Consider the following 18,724-nt stretch of genomic DNA (forward strand, 5'->3'; position numbering starts at 1 on the left):
CCCGACCCTCTCCCACAGGGAGAGGGAGAACACCCAGCCCGTAGGCCCGGTAAGCGTAGCGCCACCGGGCGATTTGCAGGCGACTTAGAGCTTCGTAAACACCTTACGCGCCGCGTCAATGGTGTTATTGATATCTTCTTCGGTGTGCGCCACGGACATAAAGCCCGCTTCGAACGCGGACGGTGCCAGGTACACGCCTTCTTCCAGCATCAGGTGGAAGAAGCGCTTGAAGCGTTCAACGTCGCACTTCACCACGTCCTGATAGCAGGTCACGGTTTTCGCCTCGGTGAAGAAGATCCCGAACATGCCGCCCACGTGGTTAACCACCAGCGGAATACCGGCTTCCTCTGCCGCTTCCAGCAGGCCGTTTGCCAGCTGCGTGGTCAGGTCGGTCAGGGTTTCGTGAATGCCTGGCTGAGCCACTTCGGTCAGGCAGGCAAAGCCCGCCGCCATGGCGATAGGGTTACCGGAGAGCGTGCCCGCCTGGTAAACCGGGCCGGTGGGTGCCAGCGCTTCCATGACGTCCTTACGACCACCGAATGCGCCGACCGGCATGCCGCCGCCGATGATTTTACCGAGGCAGGTCAGATCCGGCTCAACGCCGTAGTACGACTGGGCGCCCGCCAGAGCCACGCGGAAGCCGGTCATCACTTCATCAATGATCAGCAGCGCACCGAACTCATCGCACAGGGCACGCAGGCCCGGCAGGAAATCAGGCTGCGGTGGAATGCAGTTCATGTTGCCCGCAACCGGCTCAACGATGATGCAGGCGATCTCCTGCGGATACTGCTCGAACGCCGCGCGAACGGTAGCAAGATCGTTGTAGGTGCAGGTCAGGGTGTGCTTCGCGAAGTCAGCCGGTACGCCAGGTGAGTTTGGCTGGCCGAGCGTTAGCGCGCCGGAACCGGCTTTCACCAGCAGGCAGTCCGCATGACCGTGGTAGCAACCCTCAAACTTGATAATCTTGTCGCGGCCGGTAAAGCCGCGCGCCAGGCGGATGGCGCTCATGGTCGCTTCGGTACCGGAGTTCACCATGCGCACCATGTCCATGGTAGGCACCAGCTCGGTGACCAGCGCCGCCATTTTCACTTCCATTTCGGTTGGCGCACCGAAGCTCAGGCCGCGCTGAGCGGCTTCAATCACCGCGTTACGAATGGCCGGGTGGTTGTGTCCCAGCACCATCGGGCCCCAGGAGCCGACATAATCGATATAGGCTTTGCCATCGACATCGTACAGATACGCGCCGTCAGCACGTTCGATAAACAGCGGCGTGCCGCCCACGCCGGTAAAGGCGCGAACAGGTGAGTTCACACCACCTGGAATAAGCTCGCGGGCTGCACTGTAGAGGTTTTCAGACTTGCTCATGGCGTCGTTCCTGGTTCGTATAAAATGATTAAGCCCACTATTCTAAGTGATTCAGGGAAGGTTATGAAATTTTTAGCCGGGTAATGCTTTAAGATTTGTTAAGTAATTTTCAGGAGACGGCGGGGCAGTCTCTGGTAAAATCCTCGCGGCTTTTTGTATGACGAATAAGAACAGGACATGAAATCAAATTCTCCGTCTTTTGAAGAACAACAGTTTACGCGGGCTCAGCATCGAATCAGTATTCGGCGGCTGCTCAATCGCGATAAAACGCCGCTGGCGATCCTGCTGGCCGCTGCCGTGGTGGGAACTCTCGCGGGGCTTATTGGCGTGGCGTTTGAAAAAGCGGTTAATGCTGTGCTCAACTGGCGAGTGGGCACCGTGGCCGGTTTCGCCGACAGCGAATGGCTGGTCTGGGTGTGGGCATTTGGGCTGTCGGCGCTGTTTGCTATGGTGGGGTATTTTCTGGTGCGTAAATTCGCGCCGGAGGCGGGAGGTTCGGGCATTCCGGAAATTGAAGGCGCGCTGGAAGAGCTGCGTCCGGTGCGCTGGTGGCGTGTCATTCCGGTGAAATTTATCGGCGGCATGGGTACCCTGGGCGCGGGGATGGTGCTTGGCCGGGAAGGGCCCACGGTACAGCTGGGGGGGAACGTCGGCCGCATGGTGGGCGATCTGTTTCGGATGCGAAGCGCCGAAGCGCGCCATACGCTCCTGGCAACCGGCGCGGCGGCGGGGCTTTCCGCCGCGTTTAACGCGCCGCTGGCGGGCATTTTGTTCATTATCGAAGAGATGCGCGCGCAGTTCCGCTACAACCTAATCTCGATTAAAGCGGTGTTTACCGGCGTCATTATGTCGAGCATCGTCTTTCGCATTTTTAATGGCGAAGGGGCGGTTATTGAGGTGGGGAAACTGACCAACGCGCCGGTCAATACCCTGTGGCTTTATCTTATCCTCGGCATGATTTTTGGCGTGGTGGGGCCGCTGTTTAACACCTTTATCCTTCGCGCTCAGGATATGTTCCAGCGCATTCACGGCGGGAACACCACGAAATGGGTGCTGATGGGCGGCCTGCTGGGCGGAATGTGTGGAGTGCTCGGGTTTATCGAGCCGAATGCCGCTGGCGGCGGGTTCGGGCTGATCCCCATTGCGGCGGCGGGGAACTTTAGCGTGGGTCTGCTGCTGTTTATGTTTATCTCCCGCGTCATCACGACGGTGCTCTGTTTTTCCTCCGGCGCGCCCGGAGGGATATTCGCCCCGATGCTGGCGCTGGGGACGTTGCTGGGCACCGCGTTTGGTATGGCGGCTGAAGCGGGCTTTCCCGCCTATCACCTTGACGCCGGGACCTTTGCGGTGGCCGGAATGGGGGCGCTGCTGGCCGCCTCCCTGCGCGCGCCATTGACCGGGATCGTGCTGGTGCTGGAGATGACGGATAATTACCAGCTCATTTTGCCAATGATCATTACCTGTCTCGGCGCGACACTATTAGCCCAGTTCCTGGGTGGAAAACCGCTATACTCCACCATTCTTGCGCGTACTCTGGCAAAACAAGAGGCGGAGCGGGCTGCAACGCAGAATACTTGAATGAATTACCAGGGTATTAGATAATGACACAAAGAATTGGGTGAATTTTACCCAATAGCAGTAGCAGTATTCATGGGAGCATAAGATGAGTGATGATGTAGCGTTGCCGCTGGAGTTTACCGAAGCAGCAGCCAACAAAGTGAAAACCCTGATTGCCGACGAAGACAATCCGGATCTGAAACTGCGTGTCTATATTACCGGCGGCGGCTGCAGCGGCTTCCAGTACGGTTTTACCTTTGACGATCAGGTTAACGATGGCGATATGACCATCGAGAAACAGGGCGTCGCGCTGGTGGTTGACCCGATGAGCCTGCAATATCTGGTGGGCGGTTCGGTGGATTACACCGAGGGTCTGGAAGGTTCGCGCTTTGTGGTCACCAACCCGAACGCAACAAGCACCTGCGGGTGTGGTTCTTCGTTCAGCATTTAAGAAGGTGCGGGCTGTTGCCCTCACCCCGGCCCTCTCCCACAGGGAGAGGGAGAAAAGACTAAAAACGGTAACCGTCAGGTTACCGTTTTGCTTTTACCGATCATCCAGCGCAAACGTCGGCAGCTTCAGGTGCCAGCGTATCGCCGCTAAACGTATCACCAGCGTCACGACCATCCCCAGCATCGCGGCGTTTTCCAGCGGAAGTGCAAACGTGTAGTACGCGGTCGCGTGGACAATGCCGCCCGCAATACAGGCCGTCGCGTAAATTTCAGTTCGCAGGATCATCGGTACCTCACGCGCCAGAATGTCGCGAATGATCCCGCCGCCCACGCCGGTTAATACGCCCATGCAGATCGCCACCATCGGACCGGTGCCCGCATTAAACGCCTTATTGACGCCAATACCGACAAACACGGCCAGACCCACGGCATCCAGCACCGGCAACATCCATTTGGGTAATCTGCGGGGCTGACGAACCAGCACAATGGTTAACAGGCAGGTGACCATCGCGACCACCAGATCGGTCGGATCTTTCACCCAAAACACCGGGCCATTCGCCAGCGCCATATCGCGGATAGTCCCGCCGCCCACGGCGGTCACTACGCCCAGCACCAGCACGCCGAACGGATCCATGCGTAGTTTTCCGGCGAGCAGGACGCCGGAGATAGCAAAAACGGCTGTGCCAAGAATATCCAGCCAATAAACGAGCATCGTTAAATCCTCGAAAAGGGTCTTATGTTAGTGACTCTCTGCCAGCGCGGCACAGAGCTGTTTTGCGGCGAGGATAATACGCGGGCTGGCGCGTTCAAACCAGTCGCTGTTGAGGGGTATTACCGGTATTTTTAGCTGCTTTTGCCAGAATTGCTCAATTTTGGGAATTTCGCTCGCATTTCCGACCACGACGATGGCCTGCGGCTGGCGCGCCAGGACCTGTTCACGGCTAACCTGAGGCCACGGCACCCGGCTGGCAGCAAAGATATTTTCACCGCCACAAACTTCCAGCACCTGGTTTTGAATCGACCCTTTTCCGGTGGTGAACAGCGGCTGGCTGCCAAACTGCAGGAAGATGCGCTTTTTAACAGGAGTATCGTATCGGGATTTCAGCGCGGCATAGTCGCTCAGCATCTGTTTCGCCGCGGCCTCGGCTTTTTTTGGCACAGGGCTATAGGGTGCCAGGGCGCGTAGCGCCTGAGCGACTTGCTCAATGCTAACGGCATCAATCCACATGACCTTTATGCCAAGGGAGGTAAGCTGGTTGACCTGCCGCTCGGCGTTGCCGCCACGCCAGGCCAGCACGAGATCCGGTTTCAGCGCCACGATGCGCTCAAGGTTCATCCCCTGCCAGGTTGCCACTTGTTCAATATCCGCGGCCTGCGGTGGGTAATCCGAAAAGCTACTCACGCCAACGGGCGTGATCCCGGCGGCAAATGCCAGTTCCGTATTGGCGGGAGAGAGCGTAATCACGCGCGGTACAGCGTAGAGCCACAGCGGTGCGAGAAGAAGCAGGGCGGCCAGCGCCCTGAGGGTATCTTTAGCCACGTGCCAGATTCTGCACCAGGCGTTCCACCATCACGGTGGACTGTTTTGCCGCAACGGTCAGGAACTCGTCGAAGCTGATGTGGGACTGCTGGTCTGCCACGTCAGAGATGGCGCGAACCACCACGAACGGTACGCTGAAGTTATGGCAAACGTGCGCAATCGCGGTCGCTTCCATCTCAACGGCCACCGCCTGAGGGAAGTTATGACGGATTTTCGCCAGGCCAACGGAGCCGTTGATGAACGCATCACCGCTGACAATCAGACCGCGTACCGCGTTGAGGTTAAGTTCTGCGATGCAGGTTTCCGCCGCCGCAATCAGTTTGTCGTCAGCTTTAAACCCGGCAGGGCAGCCCGGGAGCTGACCGTACTCGTAACCGAACGCGGTGACGTCGGCATCGTGGTAACGCGCTTCGTCGGAGACAACGATATCACCCACTTTCAGCGTCGGCGCCAGGCCGCCCGCAGAGCCGGTATTCACGATCACATCCGGCTTGCAGCGCTCCAGCAGCAGGGTCGCACCCAGCGCAGCAGCCACTTTACCGATGCCAGATTTCAGCAGAGCCACGTCAACACCGTTCAGCTGGCCGGTGTAGATCTCACAACCACCAAGAGAGAGGGTCTGACGGTTCTCAATTTTGTCACGCAGCAGCGTAACTTCTTCTTCCATTGCACCAATAATGCCGATTTTCATAGATTTACTCGCGATGTGCCTTGTTAAGATGCATAGTCTATCATGCGGTTAAGGGGAAACGCATTCTCACGCGGGGGAGCACATGGCACCAATCGATTTTCGCACCAAAATTAACTGGCACCGACGTTTCCGTTCGCCGCAGGGCGACAAGAGCGAACATGAGATCCTGCGTATCTTCGAAAGCGATCGCGGGAGGATCATTAACTCGCCCGCCATCCGCCGTCTGCAGCAAAAGACCCAGGTTTTTCCGCTTGAGCGTAACGCCGCGGTGCGCACGCGCTTAACCCACTCCATGGAGGTGCAGCAGGTCGGGCGCTACATTGCCAAAGAGATTTTGAGCCGTCTCAAAGAGCAGCGCTTACTGGAAACCTATGGTCTGGACGAGCTGACGGGGCCTTTCGAGAGCATCGTTGAGATGGCCTGCCTGATGCATGACATCGGCAACCCGCCTTTCGGCCACTTTGGTGAGGCGGCAATCAATGACTGGTTTAAACAACGGCTTTACCCTTCGGATGCGGTAAGCCAGCCGCTGAGCGACGACCGCTGCATCGTACGAGATTTACGCCTGCGTGAAGGCGAAGAGGGGCTGAACGATCTGCGCCGTAAGGTGCGCCAGGATCTCTGTCACTTTGAGGGCAACGCGCAGGGGATCCGGCTGGTCCATTCCCTGATGCGCATGAACCTGACCTGGGCACAGGTCGGCTGCATTCTGAAATATACGCGCCCCGCGTGGTGGATGGGGGATACGCCCGCGTCCCACAGTTATTTAATGAAAAAACCAGGCTATTACCTTTCCGAAGAGGCCTATATTGAGCGGCTACGTAAAGAACTTTCATTGACGCCAAACGGCCGCTTTCCATTGACCTGGATTATGGAAGCCGCCGATGATATCTCCTATTGCGTGGCCGATCTGGAAGATGCCGTGGAGAAAAGAATCTTCAGCGTCGAGGAGCTTTATCAGCATCTTTATGCGGCCTGGGGTACCCATGAAAAAGGCTCGCTGTTTGCGCAGGTTGTCGAAAATGCCTGGGAAAAATCGCGCTCAAATACATTAAGCCGCAGTACGGAAGATCAGTTCTTTATGTATTTGCGGGTCAATACATTAAATAAACTGGTGCCGTATGCGGCGTCGCGCTTTATTGATAATCTGCCGCTTATTTTCAGCGGGGAATTCAACCACGCGCTGCTGGAAGATGACAGCAGTTTCAGTCAACTCCTTGAGCTTTATAAACATGTGGCGATGCGGCATGTATTCAGCCATCCGGATGTCGAGCAGCTTGAGCTGCAGGGCTACCGGGTAATTAGTGGGTTACTGGAAATTTATTCCCCGTTGCTCCAGCTGTCGGTCGATGAATTCAGCGAGCTGGTGGAACACGAGCGGGTGCGCAGAATACCTATCGAATCGCGGCTTTATCAGAAACTCTCGACCCGGCATCGTCTGGCGTATGTGGAAGCGATTGGCAAGCTGGATCGCCATTCTCTCCAATGGCCGGTGATGGAATATTATTATCGCTGCCGTCTCATCCAGGACTATATCAGCGGCATGACGGATTTGTATGCCTGGGATGAATATCGCAAGCTGATGGCGGTGGAATAACTCCGGAGTTTTGTAAAGACGGCCAATAAATTTTTACCTTTTCCATAAACTTATCGCCGGAACTAAGCGGTATAAAACGAATCTGAGTTACACAGCAATTTTGCGTTACCTGTAAATCGAGATTGAGAAACATGAAAAAAACCACATTAGCAATGAGTGCACTGGCTCTGAGTTTAGGTTTAGCGCTGTCTCCTCTGACTGCTACTGCAGCCGAGACCGCGTCGTCGGCAGCAACCGCGCAGCAGATGCCAAGCCTGGCACCGATGCTCGAAAAAGTGATGCCATCGGTGGTGAGTATTAACGTTGAGGGCAGCACGACCGTCAATACGCCGCGTATGCCGCGTAACTTCCAGCAGTTCTTCGGCGACAACTCGCCGTTCTGCCAGGACGGTTCGCCATTCCAGAGCTCTCCGTTCTGTCAGGGCGGCGGTGCCGGGGATGACAGCCAGGGCGGCGGCCAGCAGCAGAAATTCATGGCGCTTGGCTCGGGGGTAATTATTGATGCGGCGAAAGGCTATGTCGTCACTAACAACCACGTTGTCGATAACGCTAACAGCATTAAGGTTCAGCTGAGCGATGGCCGTAAGTTCGACGCCAAAGTGGTGGGTAAAGACCCGCGCTCCGACATCGCGCTGATCCAGATCCAGGATCCGAAAAACCTGACGGCGATTAAAATTGCCGACTCCGACGCGCTGCGCGTGGGCGACTATACCGTGGCGATCGGTAACCCGTTCGGTCTGGGTGAAACCGTGACTTCGGGTATCGTCTCTGCGCTGGGCCGTAGCGGCCTCAACGCTGAGAACTATGAAAACTTCATCCAGACGGATGCGGCGATCAACCGCGGTAACTCTGGCGGTGCGCTGGTCAACCTGAACGGTGAGCTGATCGGTATCAACACCGCGATCCTGGCACCGGACGGCGGCAACATCGGTATCGGTTTTGCTATCCCGAGTAACATGGTGAAAAACCTGACCGCGCAGATGGTGCAGTATGGCCAGGTGAAACGCGGCGAGCTGGGTATCCTCGGTACGGAGCTGAACTCCGAACTGGCTAAGGCGATGAAAGTTGACGCCCAGCGCGGGGCATTCGTCAGCCAGGTGATGCCGAATTCCTCTGCGGCGAAAGCGGGCATTAAAGCAGGGGATGTGATCACCTCCCTGAACGGTAAGCCGATCAGCAGCTTTGCCGCCCTGCGTGCCGAAGTGGGCTCGATGCCGATTGGCAGCAAAGTGACCCTCGGCCTGCTGCGCGACGGTAAGCCGGTTAACGTGAGCCTGGAGCTGCAGCAGAGCAGCCAGAATCAGGTGGATTCCAGCACCATCTTCAGCGGTATTGAAGGTGCCGAGATGAGCAATAAAGGCGCAGACAAAGGCGTGGTGGTGAATAACGTGAAAGCGAATTCACCGGCAGCCCGCATCGGCCTGAAAAAAGGCGATGTGATCATGGGCGCTAACCAGCAGCCGGTGAAAAATATCGCTGAACTGCGCAAAATTCTCGACAGCAAGCCTTCCGTGCTGGCGCTGAATATCCAGCGTGGTGATACCTCTCTTTATCTGCTGATGCAGTAATCCTCAGAAGCCCCTGTTCGCAGGGGCTTTCTCGTTTCTGTGATACTTGCCACAACTCCATACTTCTCCCTCTCTCTTTGTGCATCTGCACAATGCGGCCGTCGCTGAACTTCCCTATGCTTGAGCTCTGCTCACGGGAGGGTTCTATGGCTGGCTGGCATCTTGATACCAAAATGGCGCAGGACATCGTGGCGCGCACCATGCGCATCATCGATACCAATATCAACGTGATGGATGCCCGCGGGCGCATTATTGGCAGCGGCGATCGCGAGCGTATTGGGGAATTGCACGAAGGCGCGCTACTGGTGCTTTCCCAGGGGCGTGTCGTGGATATCGACGATGCGGTAGCGAAACACCTGCACGGCGTACGCCAGGGAATCAATTTACCGCTGCGCCTTGAAGGCGAGATTGTTGGGGTCATCGGGCTCACCGGTGAGCCCGAGTCACTGCGAAAATACGGTGAGCTGGTCTGCATGACGGCGGAGATGATGCTGGAGCAGTCGCGCCTGATGCACCTGCTCGCTCAGGACAGCCGCCTGCGTGAAGAGCTGGTGATGAACCTTATTCAGGCGGAGGAGCATACGCCTGCGCTCAGTGAATGGGCGCAGCGTCTGGGGATCGATCTCAACCAGCCGCGCGTGGTGGCGGTGATTGAGGTTGATAGCGGCCAGCTTGGCGTAGACAGCGCGATGGCCGAACTGCAGCAGCTGCAAAATGCGCTGGCGACGCCGGAGCGCGATAACCTGGTGGCGATTGTTTCTCTGACGGAAATGGTGGTGCTCAAACCTGCGCTTAATGCGTTTGGCCGCTGGGATGCGGAAGATCATCGTCGTCGCGTAGAGCAGCTGATCTCCCGAATGAAGGAGAATGGTCAGCTGCGTTTTCGCGTTGCGCTGGGCAACTACTTTACCGGGCCGGGCAGTATCGCCCGTTCCTGGCGTACCGCGCGCACCACCATGATGGTGGGCAAGCAGCGGATGCCGGAGAGCCGCAGTTATTTCTATCAGGATCTGATGCTGCCGGTGCTGCTCGACAGCCTGCGCGGGGGCTGGCAGGCCAATGAGCTGGCGCGGCCATTAGCGCGCCTGAAAGCGATGGACAACAACGGCCTGCTGCGCCGGACGCTACAGGCGTGGTTCCGCCATAACGTACAGCCGCTGGCGACGTCGAAGGCGCTGTTTATTCACCGCAATACCCTGGAGTATCGGTTAAACCGGATTTCAGAGCTGACGGGGCTGGATCTGGGGAATTTCGATGACAGGTTGCTGCTGTATGTGGCGCTGCAGCTGGACGAGCAGAGATGATGCTGTTTGCCGGGTGGCGGCTTCGCCTTACCCGGCCTACATGCTGAGTGCGGTCTGGTGCCCTGATCCCATCCCTCTCCCACGGGGAGAGGGCGCAAACATTAAAAACGGCAATCAAGGATTGCCGTTTTGCTTTTATTTCCGCGTTAATTTCTCAAGATCCGCTTCAATTTCGCTGATCTTGTTAGTTACAACGCTTTCAAGGTGACGCAGGTCGTCAAGTATTTTACGCTTGAGATCGACTTCGGTGCGGTCGCGCTGGCAGATCTGATCGAGTTCATCGATCACATAGCGCAGGTTAGGGCTGATTTCCTGTACTTCTTTGTATCCCTGTCCTACACCGTCAGCAACAACGGTCTTACGCTGGCGTGGGTATTTAAACTTCACGCTTTTGGCGAAAAACTCTCCTTTGTCCTTGTGAAAATAGATTTTCAAAATATCGTTGTTGGCTTCCTGGCGGAGGCTGTAACGATCAATTTCATCAGGATTGGTAATGCCCAGACTTTTCAGATTATCGTACATAGCGGTACCCTTGATCTCAACATAACCTTTGAATAATTAACGAAAAAATCTATTTTCGCCACCCTCAGATATAAAAAAAGCGGGGTTGCCCCCGCTTTTTGTTATACCCGATTAATCGATGGTGCGCAGCAACTCGTTGATGCCCACCTTACCGCGCGTTTTCGCATCCACTTTCTTCACGATGACTGCACAGTAGAGGCTGTATTTGCCATCTTTTGACGGCAGGTTGCCGGAAACTACCACGGAGCCCGCCGGAACGCGACCGTAGTGCACTTCGCCGGTTTCACGGTCGTAAATACGGGTGCTCTGACCGATGTAAACGCCCATGGAGATCACGGAGCCTTCTTCAACGATCACGCCTTCAACCACTTCAGAGCGTGCGCCGATGAAGCAGTTGTCTTCGATGATGGTCGGGTTAGCCTGCAGTGGCTCCAGAACGCCACCGATGCCCACGCCGCCGGACAGGTGAACGTTTTTACCGATCTGCGCGCAGGAACCGACGGTCGCCCAGGTGTCAACCATGGTGCCTTCGTCAACGTAGGCACCGATGTTCACGTAGGATGGCATCAGCACGGTATTGCGTGCGATGAAGGCGCCCTGACGCACTGCCGCAGGCGGCACCACGCGGAAACCTTCTTTCTGGAAACGCGCTTCGTCGTAGTCAGCGAATTTCATTGGCACTTTATCGAAGTAGCGGCTTTCTGCTCCGTCGATAACCTGGTTATCGTTGATGCGGAAAGAGAGCAGCACGGCTTTCTTCAGCCATTGATGAGTGACCCACTGACCGTCGATTTTTTCTGCCACGCGCAGCGCGCCGGAATCCAGAAGGGAAATCACCTGGTTTACCGCTTCACGGGTCACGGTATCCACATTTGCCGGGGTAATCTCGGCGCGACGCTCAAAAGCGGACTCAATAACGTTCTGTAACTGCTGCATTGTTTACTCTTTCCATTTCACTAAAAAACATATCACCCTTTATCGTTTGGATTGAGGGCTGCTGTCAACCGTTGTTGCACTTCAAGCTGCAGGTCATTATTAAGGGCACGCCGGTCGGCGGTGGCGATTATAAATAAATCTTCTACTCGCTCGCCAATCGTTGTAATTCGGGCCCCGTGGAGCGAAATTCCCAGATCGGCAAAAACCTGGCCGACGCGGGCGAGCAGCCCTGGCTGGTCGAGCGCGATCAGCTCCAGGAACGATTTACGGTCGGTGTGGGTCGGCAGGAAATTGACCTCGGTATCCACGGTGAAGTGGCGCAATTTCGCCGGCTGGCGACGCGGCTGCGGGGGTTGCCAGCTGCGCTGGGTGATCGCCTGCTCCAGACCAAAACGTATCCCTTCATGCCTGTCCGACGAGAGCGGGCTGCCGTCCGGCTCAAGCACGATAAAGGTGTCCATCGCCATGCCGTCGCGGGTAGTGAAAATCTGCGCGTCGTGCACGCTCAGGTTACGCCTGTCCAGCTCGGCGCAGACCGCAGCAAACAGATAAGGGCGGTCCGGGCTCCAGATGAAAATCTCCGTCCCGCCGCGGGTAGCCTGCGGGCTTAGCAGGATCATCGGCTGGGACAGATCGTGCTTCAGCAGATGCCGCGCGTGCCAGGCAAGCTGGTTTGGGCTGTGGCGGACAAAATAGTTGGCACGGCAGCGGGCCCAAATCTGATGCAGTGCCTCTTCATCAATGTTATCCATCCGCAGCAGCGCCAGCGCCTGCAGCTGGTGATGGCGCACGCGTTCGCGCATGTCCGGGGTGTTTTGCATCCCGCGACGCAGCTGTTTTTCGGTAGCGAAGTACAGCTCGCGCAGCAGGCTCTGCTTCCAGCTGTTCCACAGGGTTTCGTTGGTGGCGCAGATATCGGCCACCGTCAGGCAGACCAGATAGCGCAGACGGTTTTCCGTCTGAACCTCTTCGGCGAACTGCTTAATGACTTCCGGGTCCTGAATGTCACGACGCTGCGCGGTAACCGACATCAGCAGGTGATGGCGCACCAGCCAGGCCACCAGCTGCGTTTCACGCGAGTTCAGGCCGTGCAGTTCGGCAAATTTCAGCACGTCCTGCGCGCCCAGCACCGAGTGGTCGCCGCCGCGGCCTTTGGCAATGTCGTGGAACAGGGCGGCGATCAGGATCAGTTCCGGATGGGTCAGGCGCGGCCACAGCTCGACGCACAGCGGGTGGCGGGACCGCGTCTCTTCTTTCGCAAAGCTTTCCAGCTTGAGCATCACGCGGATCGTGTGTTCATCCACCGTGTAGGCGTGGAACAGATCGAACTGCATTTGCCCGACAATGTGCGACCACTGCGGCATATAGGCCCACAGCACGCTGTGACGGTGCATCGGCAGCAGGCCGCGGCTGACGGCACCCGGGTGGCGGAGCATGCTCAGGAACAGCGAACGCGCTTCCGGGATATAGCACAGCGGCTGCGTCAGATGGCGGCGCGCGTGGCGCAGATGGCGCAGGGTGGTGGAATAGATGCCGGTGATGGTGCTGTTGCGCACCATGGTATAGAACATCCGCAGAATTGCTTCCGGCTCGCGGATGAACAGCGTTTCGTCGCGCAGATCGATAAGCGTGCCGCGCAGCTGGAATTCGTCATCAATCGGGCGCGGCTTTTCGTCGGCCGTCAGGGCCAGAATGGCCTCGTCGAACAGCTGCAGCAGCATCTGGTTCAGCTCGGTCACCCGGCGGGTGACGCGGAAGAAATCCTTCATCATCTGCTCAACCGGCTCGTTGCCTTCGCCCTGGTAATTCAGGCGCTGAGCCACGCTGAGCTGGCGGTCAAACAGCAGACGGTTATCGTAGCGCGTAACTTCCAGATGCAGGGCGAATCGGATGCGCCACAGCAGGTGCAGGCACTCGTTGAGCTCGTTACGCTCCGCCTCGGTTAAGAAGCCGAAGCCAACCATCTCGTCCAGCGAGGTGGCGCCAAAATGGCGTCGGGCGACCCACTGTAGCGTGTGGATGTCGCGCAGGCCGCCGGGGCTGCTTTTAATATCGGGTTCAAGGTTATAGCTGGTGCCGTGGTAGCGCTGGTGGCGCTGGTTTTGCTCCTCGACCTTCGCGGCGAAGAACTTTTCTGACGGCCAGAAGCCGTCGCTGAAGATGTGTTTTTGCAGTTCGAGGAACAGCGCGACGTCGCCAATCAGCAGGCGGGTTTCAATCAGGTTGGTGGCGACGGTCAGGTCCGATAGCCCTTCCAGCAGACACTCTTCCAGGGTGCGCACGCTGTGGCCGACCTCCAGCTTTACGTCCCAGAGCAGCGTCAGCAGTTCGCCAATTTTTTGCGCCTGTTCGTCCGGCAGCTTTTTGCGGCTTAAGATCAGCAGATCGATATCGGAAAGCGGATGCAGCTCGCCGCGGCCATAGCCCCCGACGGCAACCAGCGCAACATCGCTGATTTGCCCAAACCCGTAATCGATCCACAGACGCTGCAGCAGCTGGTCAATAAATTCGGTGCGCGCTTCAATGAGCTGCTCGGCCGACACGCCTGCGTCGAACGCGCTGCCCAGCCAGCGATGGAAAACATCCATATGGGCTTTAATATTCGCGCAGGTCAGCTCGTGCGACGGCCAGACGCCCGGGTTATCGGGCTGGTCGGGGAGGGTGGGAAGTGCTGTGTTAGCATACTGTTCGGGTAAAAGATTACTCATCGTGCGCCACCCATAAGAAAAAGCTATAGCCATTAAAAAAGCCGGCATTTGCCGGCTTTTTTATCATTCATCGTGCGTCAGTATCGCCGGGATGGTGTCATCCTTGCGCAACGTCATAATTTCGCAGCCGTTGTCTGTTACCACAATAGTATGCTCGTACTGCGCAGACAAGCTTCTGTCTTTGGTTTTCACGGTCCAGCCGTCTTTCATGGTACGGATGCGGTAGTCACCCGCGTTGACCATCGGCTCAATGGTAAAGGTCATGCCTTTTTGCAGCACTACGCCGCCGTCATCTGCATCATAGTGCAGGACCTGCGGTTCTTCATGGAAGACGCGACCAATGCCGTGACCGCAGTACTCGCGCACCACGGAGAAACCTTCTGCTTCCACAAACTTCTGGATTGCCGCACCGATGGTACGCAGGCGAATACCCGGTTTAACCATTTTCAGCGCCAGGTAGAGGCTCTCTTGCGTCACTTTGCACAGACGCTCGCCAAGAATAGTCGGCTTGCCAACGATGAACATTTTTGAGGTGTCACCGTGGTATTCGTCTTTAATGACGGTCACGTCGATGTTAACGATGTCGCCATCTTTCAGCAGTTTTTCATCGTCCGGGATGCCGTGGCACACCACTTCATTAATAGAGATGCAGACGGATTTCGGGAAACCGTGATAGCCGAGACAGGCGGAAACCGCGTGCTGCTCGTTCACGATATAGTCGTTACAGATGCGGTCCAGTTCACCGGTGCTGACGCCCGGCTTCACGAACGGTTCGATCATTTCCAGCACTTCCGCGGCCAGACGACCGGCGACGCGCATCTTTTCAATTTCTTCAGGTGTCTTAATAGAGATAGCCATGTAATCTGTCCATCGGTGTCGATTTTTTCGACAATACTAGTCTAAGTGTCGTCAATGGTATCAGTCAGGCACGCTCCGTGCCAAATTGAGAATCATTAACAGCACACTCCGCCAACAACTGTTGGTTTCTGGTCGTGTTTTGTGGTATAAAGCGCGCCGGACTTCCGATCCATCTCAGATACACAGGCTGGACGGAAGCGACAAATCTCACTTTGTGTAACAACACACACGTATCGGCACATATTCCGGGGTGCCCTTCGGGGTCGGTAATATGGGATACGTGGAGGCATAACCCCAACTTTCAATATAGAGGTTTTAAACATGGCAACTGTTTCCATGCGCGACATGCTCAAGGCTGGTGTTCACTTTGGTCACCAGACCCGTTACTGGAACCCGAAAATGAAGCCTTTCATCTTCGGCGCGCGTAACAAAGTTCACATCATCAACCTTGAGAAAACTGTACCAATGTTCAACGAAGCCCTGGCTGAGCTGAACAAGATCTCTTCCCGTAAAGGTAAGATTCTGTTCGTTGGTACTAAGCGCGCTGCAAGCGAAGCTGTGAAAGATGCTGCTAACAGCTGCGACCAGTTCTTCGTGAACCATCGCTGGTTGGGCGGCATGCTGACCAACTGGAAAACTGTTCGTCAGTCCATCAAACGCCTGAAAGATCTGGAAACCCAGTCTCAGGACGGTACTTTCGACAAGCTGACTAAGAAAGAAGCGCTGATGCGCACTCGTGAACTGGACAAGCTGGAAAACAGCCTGGGCGGTATCAAAGATATGGGCGGCCTGCCAGACGCGCTGTTCGTAATCGATGCAGACCACGAGCACATCGCAATCAAAGAAGCTAACAACCTGGGTATCCCGGTATTCGCTATCGTTGATACCAACTCCGATCCGGACGGTGTTGACTTCGTTATCCCGGGTAACGACGACGCAATCCGTGCTGTTAGCCTGTACCTGAGCGCTGTAGCTGCTACCGTTCGTGAAGGCCGTTCCCAGGATCTGGCTTCTCAGGCGGAAGAAAGCTTCGTAGAAGCTGAATAATAAGGTTTTACCCCTTATTAGTACCGTGTATGAATAGGGGCCCATTACCGGCCCCTTTTTTCAATTTACACTGTTTGGCCCCCGGCCGGGCAGTTCACATCTCCCGAGGATTTAAGAATGGCTGAAATTACCGCATCCCTGGTAAAAGAGCTGCGCGAGCGTACTGGCGCAGGCATGATGGATTGCAAAAAAGCGCTGACTGAAGCGAACGGCGACATCGAGCTGGCAATCGAAAACATGCGTAAATCCGGTGCGATCAAAGCAGCTAAAAAAGCAGGCAACGTTGCTGCTGACGGCGTGATCATCACTAAGATCGACGGCAACTACGGCATCATTCTGGAAGTTAACTGCCAGACTGACTTCGTTGCTAAAGATGGTGGTTTCCAGGCATTTGCTAACAAAGTTCTGGACGCAGCTGTTGCTGGTAAAATCACTGACGTTGAAGTTCTGAAAGCACAGTTCGAAGAAGAACGTGTTGCGCTGGTTGCTAAAATCGGTGAGAACATCAACATCCGTCGCGTATCTTCTCTGGAAGGCGACGTTCTGGGCTCTTACCAGCACGGTGCACGTATTGGTGTTCTGGTTGCGGCTAAAGGCGCTGACGAAGAGCTGGTTAAACAGCTGGCTATGCACATCGCTGCAAGCAAACCAGAATTCGTTAAGCCAGAAGACGTGTCTGCTGAAGTGGTAGAGAAAGAGTACCAGGTTCAGCTGGACATCGCGATGCAGTCTGGTAAGCCAAAAGAAATCGCAGAGAAAATGGTTGAAGGCCGCATGAAGAAATTCACCGGCGAAGTTTCTCTGACTGGCCAGCCATTCGTTATGGATCCAAGCAAGTCTGTTGCTCAGCTGCTGAAAGAGCACAACGCTGACGTAACTGGCTTCATCCGCTTCGAAGTGGGCGAAGGCATCGAGAAAGTTGAGACTGACTTCGCAGCAGAAGTTGCTGCAATGTCCAAGCAGTCTTAATGATTGAAAAGGAGCCGCCTGAGGGCGGCTTCTTTTTGTCACCCGTCACAGGAAATCAGACAGGCTCCAGTATCGCTGTACTGATTTGCGGCATATCATGTCGCCAGAATTAACCCCCATCTTAATCGTTGACAGTCTCAGGAAAGAAACATGGCTACCAATGCAAAACCCGTGTACAAACGCATTCTGCTTAAGCTGAGTGGCGAAGCGCTGCAGGGATCGGAAGGCTTCGGTATTGACGCAAGCATCCTTGATCGCATGGCACAGGAAATCAAAGAACTGGTCGAACTGGGTATCCAGGTTGGCGTGGTCATTGGCGGTGGCAACCTTTTCCGTGGTGCTGGTCTGGCGAAAGCGGGGATGAACCGCGTTGTGGGCGACCACATGGGTATGCTGGCAACCGTCATGAATGGCCTGGCGATGCGTGATGCGCTCCATCGCGCCTATGTGAACGCTCGCCTGATGTCCGCAATCCCTCTGAATGGCGTATGCGATAATTACAGCTGGGCAGAAGCCATCAGCCTGCTGCGCAATAACCGCGTGGTGATCCTCTCCGCCGGTACGGGTAACCCGTTCTTTACAACCGATTCCGCTGCCTGCCTGCGCGGTATCGAGATCGAAGCTGATGTGGTGCTAAAAGCGACTAAAGTCGATGGCGTGTTTACTGCCGACCCGGCAAAAGATCCTTCTGCGACCATGTACGATCAGCTGAGCTATAGCGAAGTGCTGGATAAAGAGCTGAAAGTGATGGATCTTGCCGCCTTTACGCTGGCTCGCGACCACAAACTGCCGATCCGCGTCTTCAACATGAACAAGCCAGGCGCACTGCGTCGCGTGGTCATGGGCGAAAAAGAAGGCACTTTGATCACGGAATAATTTCCGTTGACGATAAATACAGGTAAGATTCCGCTTTATTTTGTAGTGGTATCTTACCCGGGCGCGCCTTTGGCGTTGTCATGAATTAAACGCGACTATACTTAGCACACCTGTAGCGCTGTGCTGGCGGATAGTCTGCCTGAGACAAGTTTTCAAGGATTCGTAACGTGATTAACGACATCAGAAAAGATGCTGAAGTACGCATGGAAAAATGCGTAGAAGCGTTCAAAACCCAAATCAGCAAAATCCGTACTGGCCGTGCTTCCCCAAGCCTGCTGGATGGCATCATCGTAGAATACTACGGTACGCCAACCCCTCTGCGTCAGCTGGCGAGCGTCACGGTAGAAGATACCCGTACGCTGAAAATCAACGTGTTCGATCGTTCTATGAGCCCGGCCGTTGAGAAAGCGATCATGGCCTCTGACCTCGGACTGAACCCAAGCTCTGCGGGTTCTGACATCCGCGTTCCACTGCCTCCACTGACGGAAGAGCGTCGTAAAGATCTGATCAAAGTCGTTCGTGGCGAAGCTGAGCAGGGTCGTGTATCCGTGCGTAACGTCCGTCGCGACGCGAACGATAAAGTAAAAGCGCTGCTTAAAGAAAAAGAGATCAGTGAAGATGACGATCGTCGTTCTCAGGACGACATTCAGAAAATGACCGACGCTGCCATCAAGAAAATTGATGCGGCGCTGGCAGATAAAGAAGCGGAACTGATGCAGTTCTGATTTCTGTCGTA

General features: G+C 55.7%; 17 protein-coding genes. 9 read left to right on the forward strand and 8 right to left on the reverse strand.

Annotated features, from left to right (window positions below; genetic code table 11):
- Positions 1-84: 84 nt before the first annotated feature.
- Positions 85-1,365: a glutamate-1-semialdehyde 2,1-aminomutase gene (gene hemL, locus V1587_RS06470; protein ID WP_371899241.1), complete on the reverse strand. Its 1,281-nt coding sequence runs from the start codon at positions 1,363-1,365 to the stop codon at positions 85-87.
- A gap of 177 nt (positions 1,366-1,542) precedes the next feature.
- Between hemL and clcA the strand changes: the two genes are divergently transcribed.
- Together clcA and erpA are read left to right on the forward strand one after the other, a co-directional pair.
- The gene (clcA, locus tag V1587_RS06475) at positions 1,543-2,943 is read left to right on the forward strand and encodes a H(+)/Cl(-) exchange transporter ClcA (protein ID WP_371899240.1); all 1,401 of its coding nucleotides are present in this window, start codon (positions 1,543-1,545) and stop codon (positions 2,941-2,943) included.
- 85 nt (positions 2,944-3,028) lie between these two features.
- Positions 3,029-3,373 carry an iron-sulfur cluster insertion protein ErpA gene (gene erpA, locus V1587_RS06480; protein WP_013095643.1) on the forward strand — a complete coding sequence of 115 codons (345 nt, stop codon included), beginning with the start codon at positions 3,029-3,031 and terminating at the stop codon, positions 3,371-3,373.
- 93 nt (positions 3,374-3,466) lie between these two features.
- Here erpA and V1587_RS06485 read toward each other — a convergent pair whose 3' ends face one another.
- From V1587_RS06485 to mtnN, 3 genes are read right to left on the reverse strand one after another with little or no spacing between them, the layout of a single operon-like run.
- Entirely contained in the window at positions 3,467-4,084 is a 618-nt protein-coding gene (locus V1587_RS06485; RefSeq protein ID WP_371899239.1) for a TRIC cation channel family protein, read from the reverse strand.
- 27 nt (positions 4,085-4,111) lie between these two features.
- On the reverse strand, positions 4,112-4,912 hold the full coding sequence (gene btuF, locus V1587_RS06490) for a vitamin B12 ABC transporter substrate-binding protein BtuF (protein ID WP_371899238.1): 801 nt from the start codon (positions 4,910-4,912) through the stop codon (positions 4,112-4,114).
- Positions 4,905-5,603, reverse strand: coding sequence for a 5'-methylthioadenosine/S-adenosylhomocysteine nucleosidase (gene mtnN, locus V1587_RS06495; RefSeq protein WP_014882620.1), 699 nt, complete (start codon positions 5,601-5,603; stop codon positions 4,905-4,907). The genes btuF and mtnN overlap by 8 nt, the downstream gene beginning before the upstream one ends.
- An 82-nt stretch (positions 5,604-5,685) precedes the next feature.
- Here mtnN and dgt point away from each other — a divergent pair, with 82 nt between their 5' ends.
- The 3 genes from dgt (at position 5,686) to cdaR (ending at position 10,072) form a co-directional block, all read left to right on the forward strand.
- Positions 5,686-7,200 carry a dGTPase gene (dgt, locus tag V1587_RS06500; protein WP_371899237.1) on the forward strand — a complete coding sequence of 505 codons (1,515 nt, stop codon included), beginning with the start codon at positions 5,686-5,688 and terminating at the stop codon, positions 7,198-7,200.
- Positions 7,201-7,331: 131 nt separating this feature from the next.
- Positions 7,332-8,768, forward strand: coding sequence for a serine endoprotease DegP (gene degP / locus V1587_RS06505; protein ID WP_024907518.1), 1,437 nt, complete (start codon positions 7,332-7,334; stop codon positions 8,766-8,768).
- Positions 8,769-8,914: 146 nt separating this feature from the next.
- Complete coding sequence (cdaR, locus tag V1587_RS06510; protein ID WP_252002977.1) at positions 8,915-10,072, forward strand: DNA-binding transcriptional regulator CdaR; 1,158 nt, start codon at positions 8,915-8,917, stop codon at positions 10,070-10,072.
- A gap of 135 nt (positions 10,073-10,207) precedes the next feature.
- Here cdaR and V1587_RS06515 read toward each other — a convergent pair whose 3' ends face one another.
- The 4 genes from V1587_RS06515 to map form a co-directional block, all read right to left on the reverse strand.
- Entirely contained in the window at positions 10,208-10,594 is a 387-nt protein-coding gene (locus V1587_RS06515; RefSeq protein WP_014168696.1) for a DUF3461 family protein, read from the reverse strand.
- A gap of 111 nt (positions 10,595-10,705) precedes the next feature.
- Positions 10,706-11,530 (reverse strand): 2,3,4,5-tetrahydropyridine-2,6-dicarboxylate N-succinyltransferase, encoded by an 825-nt coding sequence (gene dapD / locus V1587_RS06520; protein ID WP_008501915.1) that lies wholly within the window; start codon positions 11,528-11,530, stop codon positions 10,706-10,708.
- Positions 11,531-11,562: 32 nt separating this feature from the next.
- Positions 11,563-14,238 (reverse strand): bifunctional uridylyltransferase/uridylyl-removing protein GlnD, encoded by a 2,676-nt coding sequence (gene glnD / locus V1587_RS06525; RefSeq protein ID WP_371899236.1) that lies wholly within the window; start codon positions 14,236-14,238, stop codon positions 11,563-11,565.
- A 63-nt stretch (positions 14,239-14,301) separates the two neighbouring features.
- Positions 14,302-15,096 (reverse strand): type I methionyl aminopeptidase, encoded by a 795-nt coding sequence (map, locus tag V1587_RS06530; protein WP_023310454.1) that lies wholly within the window; start codon positions 15,094-15,096, stop codon positions 14,302-14,304.
- Positions 15,097-15,417: 321 nt separating this feature from the next.
- Here map and rpsB point away from each other — a divergent pair, with 321 nt between their 5' ends.
- The 4 genes from rpsB (at position 15,418) to frr (ending at position 18,713) form a co-directional block, all read left to right on the forward strand.
- Positions 15,418-16,143, forward strand: a complete 726-nt coding sequence (rpsB, locus tag V1587_RS06535; protein WP_003856207.1) for a 30S ribosomal protein S2 — start codon at positions 15,418-15,420, stop codon at positions 16,141-16,143.
- A 117-nt stretch (positions 16,144-16,260) separates the two neighbouring features.
- On the forward strand, positions 16,261-17,112 hold the full coding sequence (tsf, locus tag V1587_RS06540) for a translation elongation factor Ts (RefSeq protein WP_014882627.1): 852 nt from the start codon (positions 16,261-16,263) through the stop codon (positions 17,110-17,112).
- A gap of 150 nt (positions 17,113-17,262) precedes the next feature.
- Complete coding sequence (pyrH, locus tag V1587_RS06545) at positions 17,263-17,988, forward strand: UMP kinase (RefSeq protein WP_008501910.1); 726 nt, start codon at positions 17,263-17,265, stop codon at positions 17,986-17,988.
- Between the two features lie 167 nt (positions 17,989-18,155).
- Positions 18,156-18,713: a ribosome recycling factor gene (gene frr / locus V1587_RS06550; protein WP_014882629.1), complete on the forward strand. Its 558-nt coding sequence runs from the start codon at positions 18,156-18,158 to the stop codon at positions 18,711-18,713.
- Positions 18,714-18,724: the final 11 nt, after the last annotated feature.

The organism is Enterobacter sp. ECC-249, from assembly GCF_043965265.1.
GTDB lineage: Bacteria > Pseudomonadota > Gammaproteobacteria > Enterobacterales > Enterobacteriaceae > Enterobacter > Enterobacter quasiroggenkampii.

What these genes read in the sequence shown, in the direction of transcription:
- hemL (WP_371899241.1), bottom strand. Translation starts at nt 1,365, where the DNA reads ATGAGCAAGTCTGAAAACCTCTACAGTGCAGCCCGCGAGCTTATTCCA.
- clcA (WP_371899240.1), top strand. Translation starts at nt 1,543, where the DNA reads ATGAAATCAAATTCTCCGTCTTTTGAAGAACAACAGTTTACGCGGGCT.
- erpA (WP_013095643.1), top strand. Translation starts at nt 3,029, where the DNA reads ATGAGTGATGATGTAGCGTTGCCGCTGGAGTTTACCGAAGCAGCAGCC.
- V1587_RS06485 (WP_371899239.1), bottom strand. Translation starts at nt 4,084, where the DNA reads ATGCTCGTTTATTGGCTGGATATTCTTGGCACAGCCGTTTTTGCTATC.
- mtnN (WP_014882620.1), bottom strand. Translation starts at nt 5,603, where the DNA reads ATGAAAATCGGCATTATTGGTGCAATGGAAGAAGAAGTTACGCTGCTG.
- dgt (WP_371899237.1), top strand. Translation starts at nt 5,686, where the DNA reads ATGGCACCAATCGATTTTCGCACCAAAATTAACTGGCACCGACGTTTC.
- degP (WP_024907518.1), top strand. Translation starts at nt 7,332, where the DNA reads ATGAAAAAAACCACATTAGCAATGAGTGCACTGGCTCTGAGTTTAGGT.
- cdaR (WP_252002977.1), top strand. Translation starts at nt 8,915, where the DNA reads ATGGCTGGCTGGCATCTTGATACCAAAATGGCGCAGGACATCGTGGCG.
- V1587_RS06515 (WP_014168696.1), bottom strand. Translation starts at nt 10,594, where the DNA reads ATGTACGATAATCTGAAAAGTCTGGGCATTACCAATCCTGATGAAATT.
- dapD (WP_008501915.1), bottom strand. Translation starts at nt 11,530, where the DNA reads ATGCAGCAGTTACAGAACGTTATTGAGTCCGCTTTTGAGCGTCGCGCC.
- glnD (WP_371899236.1), bottom strand. Translation starts at nt 14,238, where the DNA reads ATGAGTAATCTTTTACCCGAACAGTATGCTAACACAGCACTTCCCACC.
- map (WP_023310454.1), bottom strand. Translation starts at nt 15,096, where the DNA reads ATGGCTATCTCTATTAAGACACCTGAAGAAATTGAAAAGATGCGCGTC.
- rpsB (WP_003856207.1), top strand. Translation starts at nt 15,418, where the DNA reads ATGGCAACTGTTTCCATGCGCGACATGCTCAAGGCTGGTGTTCACTTT.
- tsf (WP_014882627.1), top strand. Translation starts at nt 16,261, where the DNA reads ATGGCTGAAATTACCGCATCCCTGGTAAAAGAGCTGCGCGAGCGTACT.
- pyrH (WP_008501910.1), top strand. Translation starts at nt 17,263, where the DNA reads ATGGCTACCAATGCAAAACCCGTGTACAAACGCATTCTGCTTAAGCTG.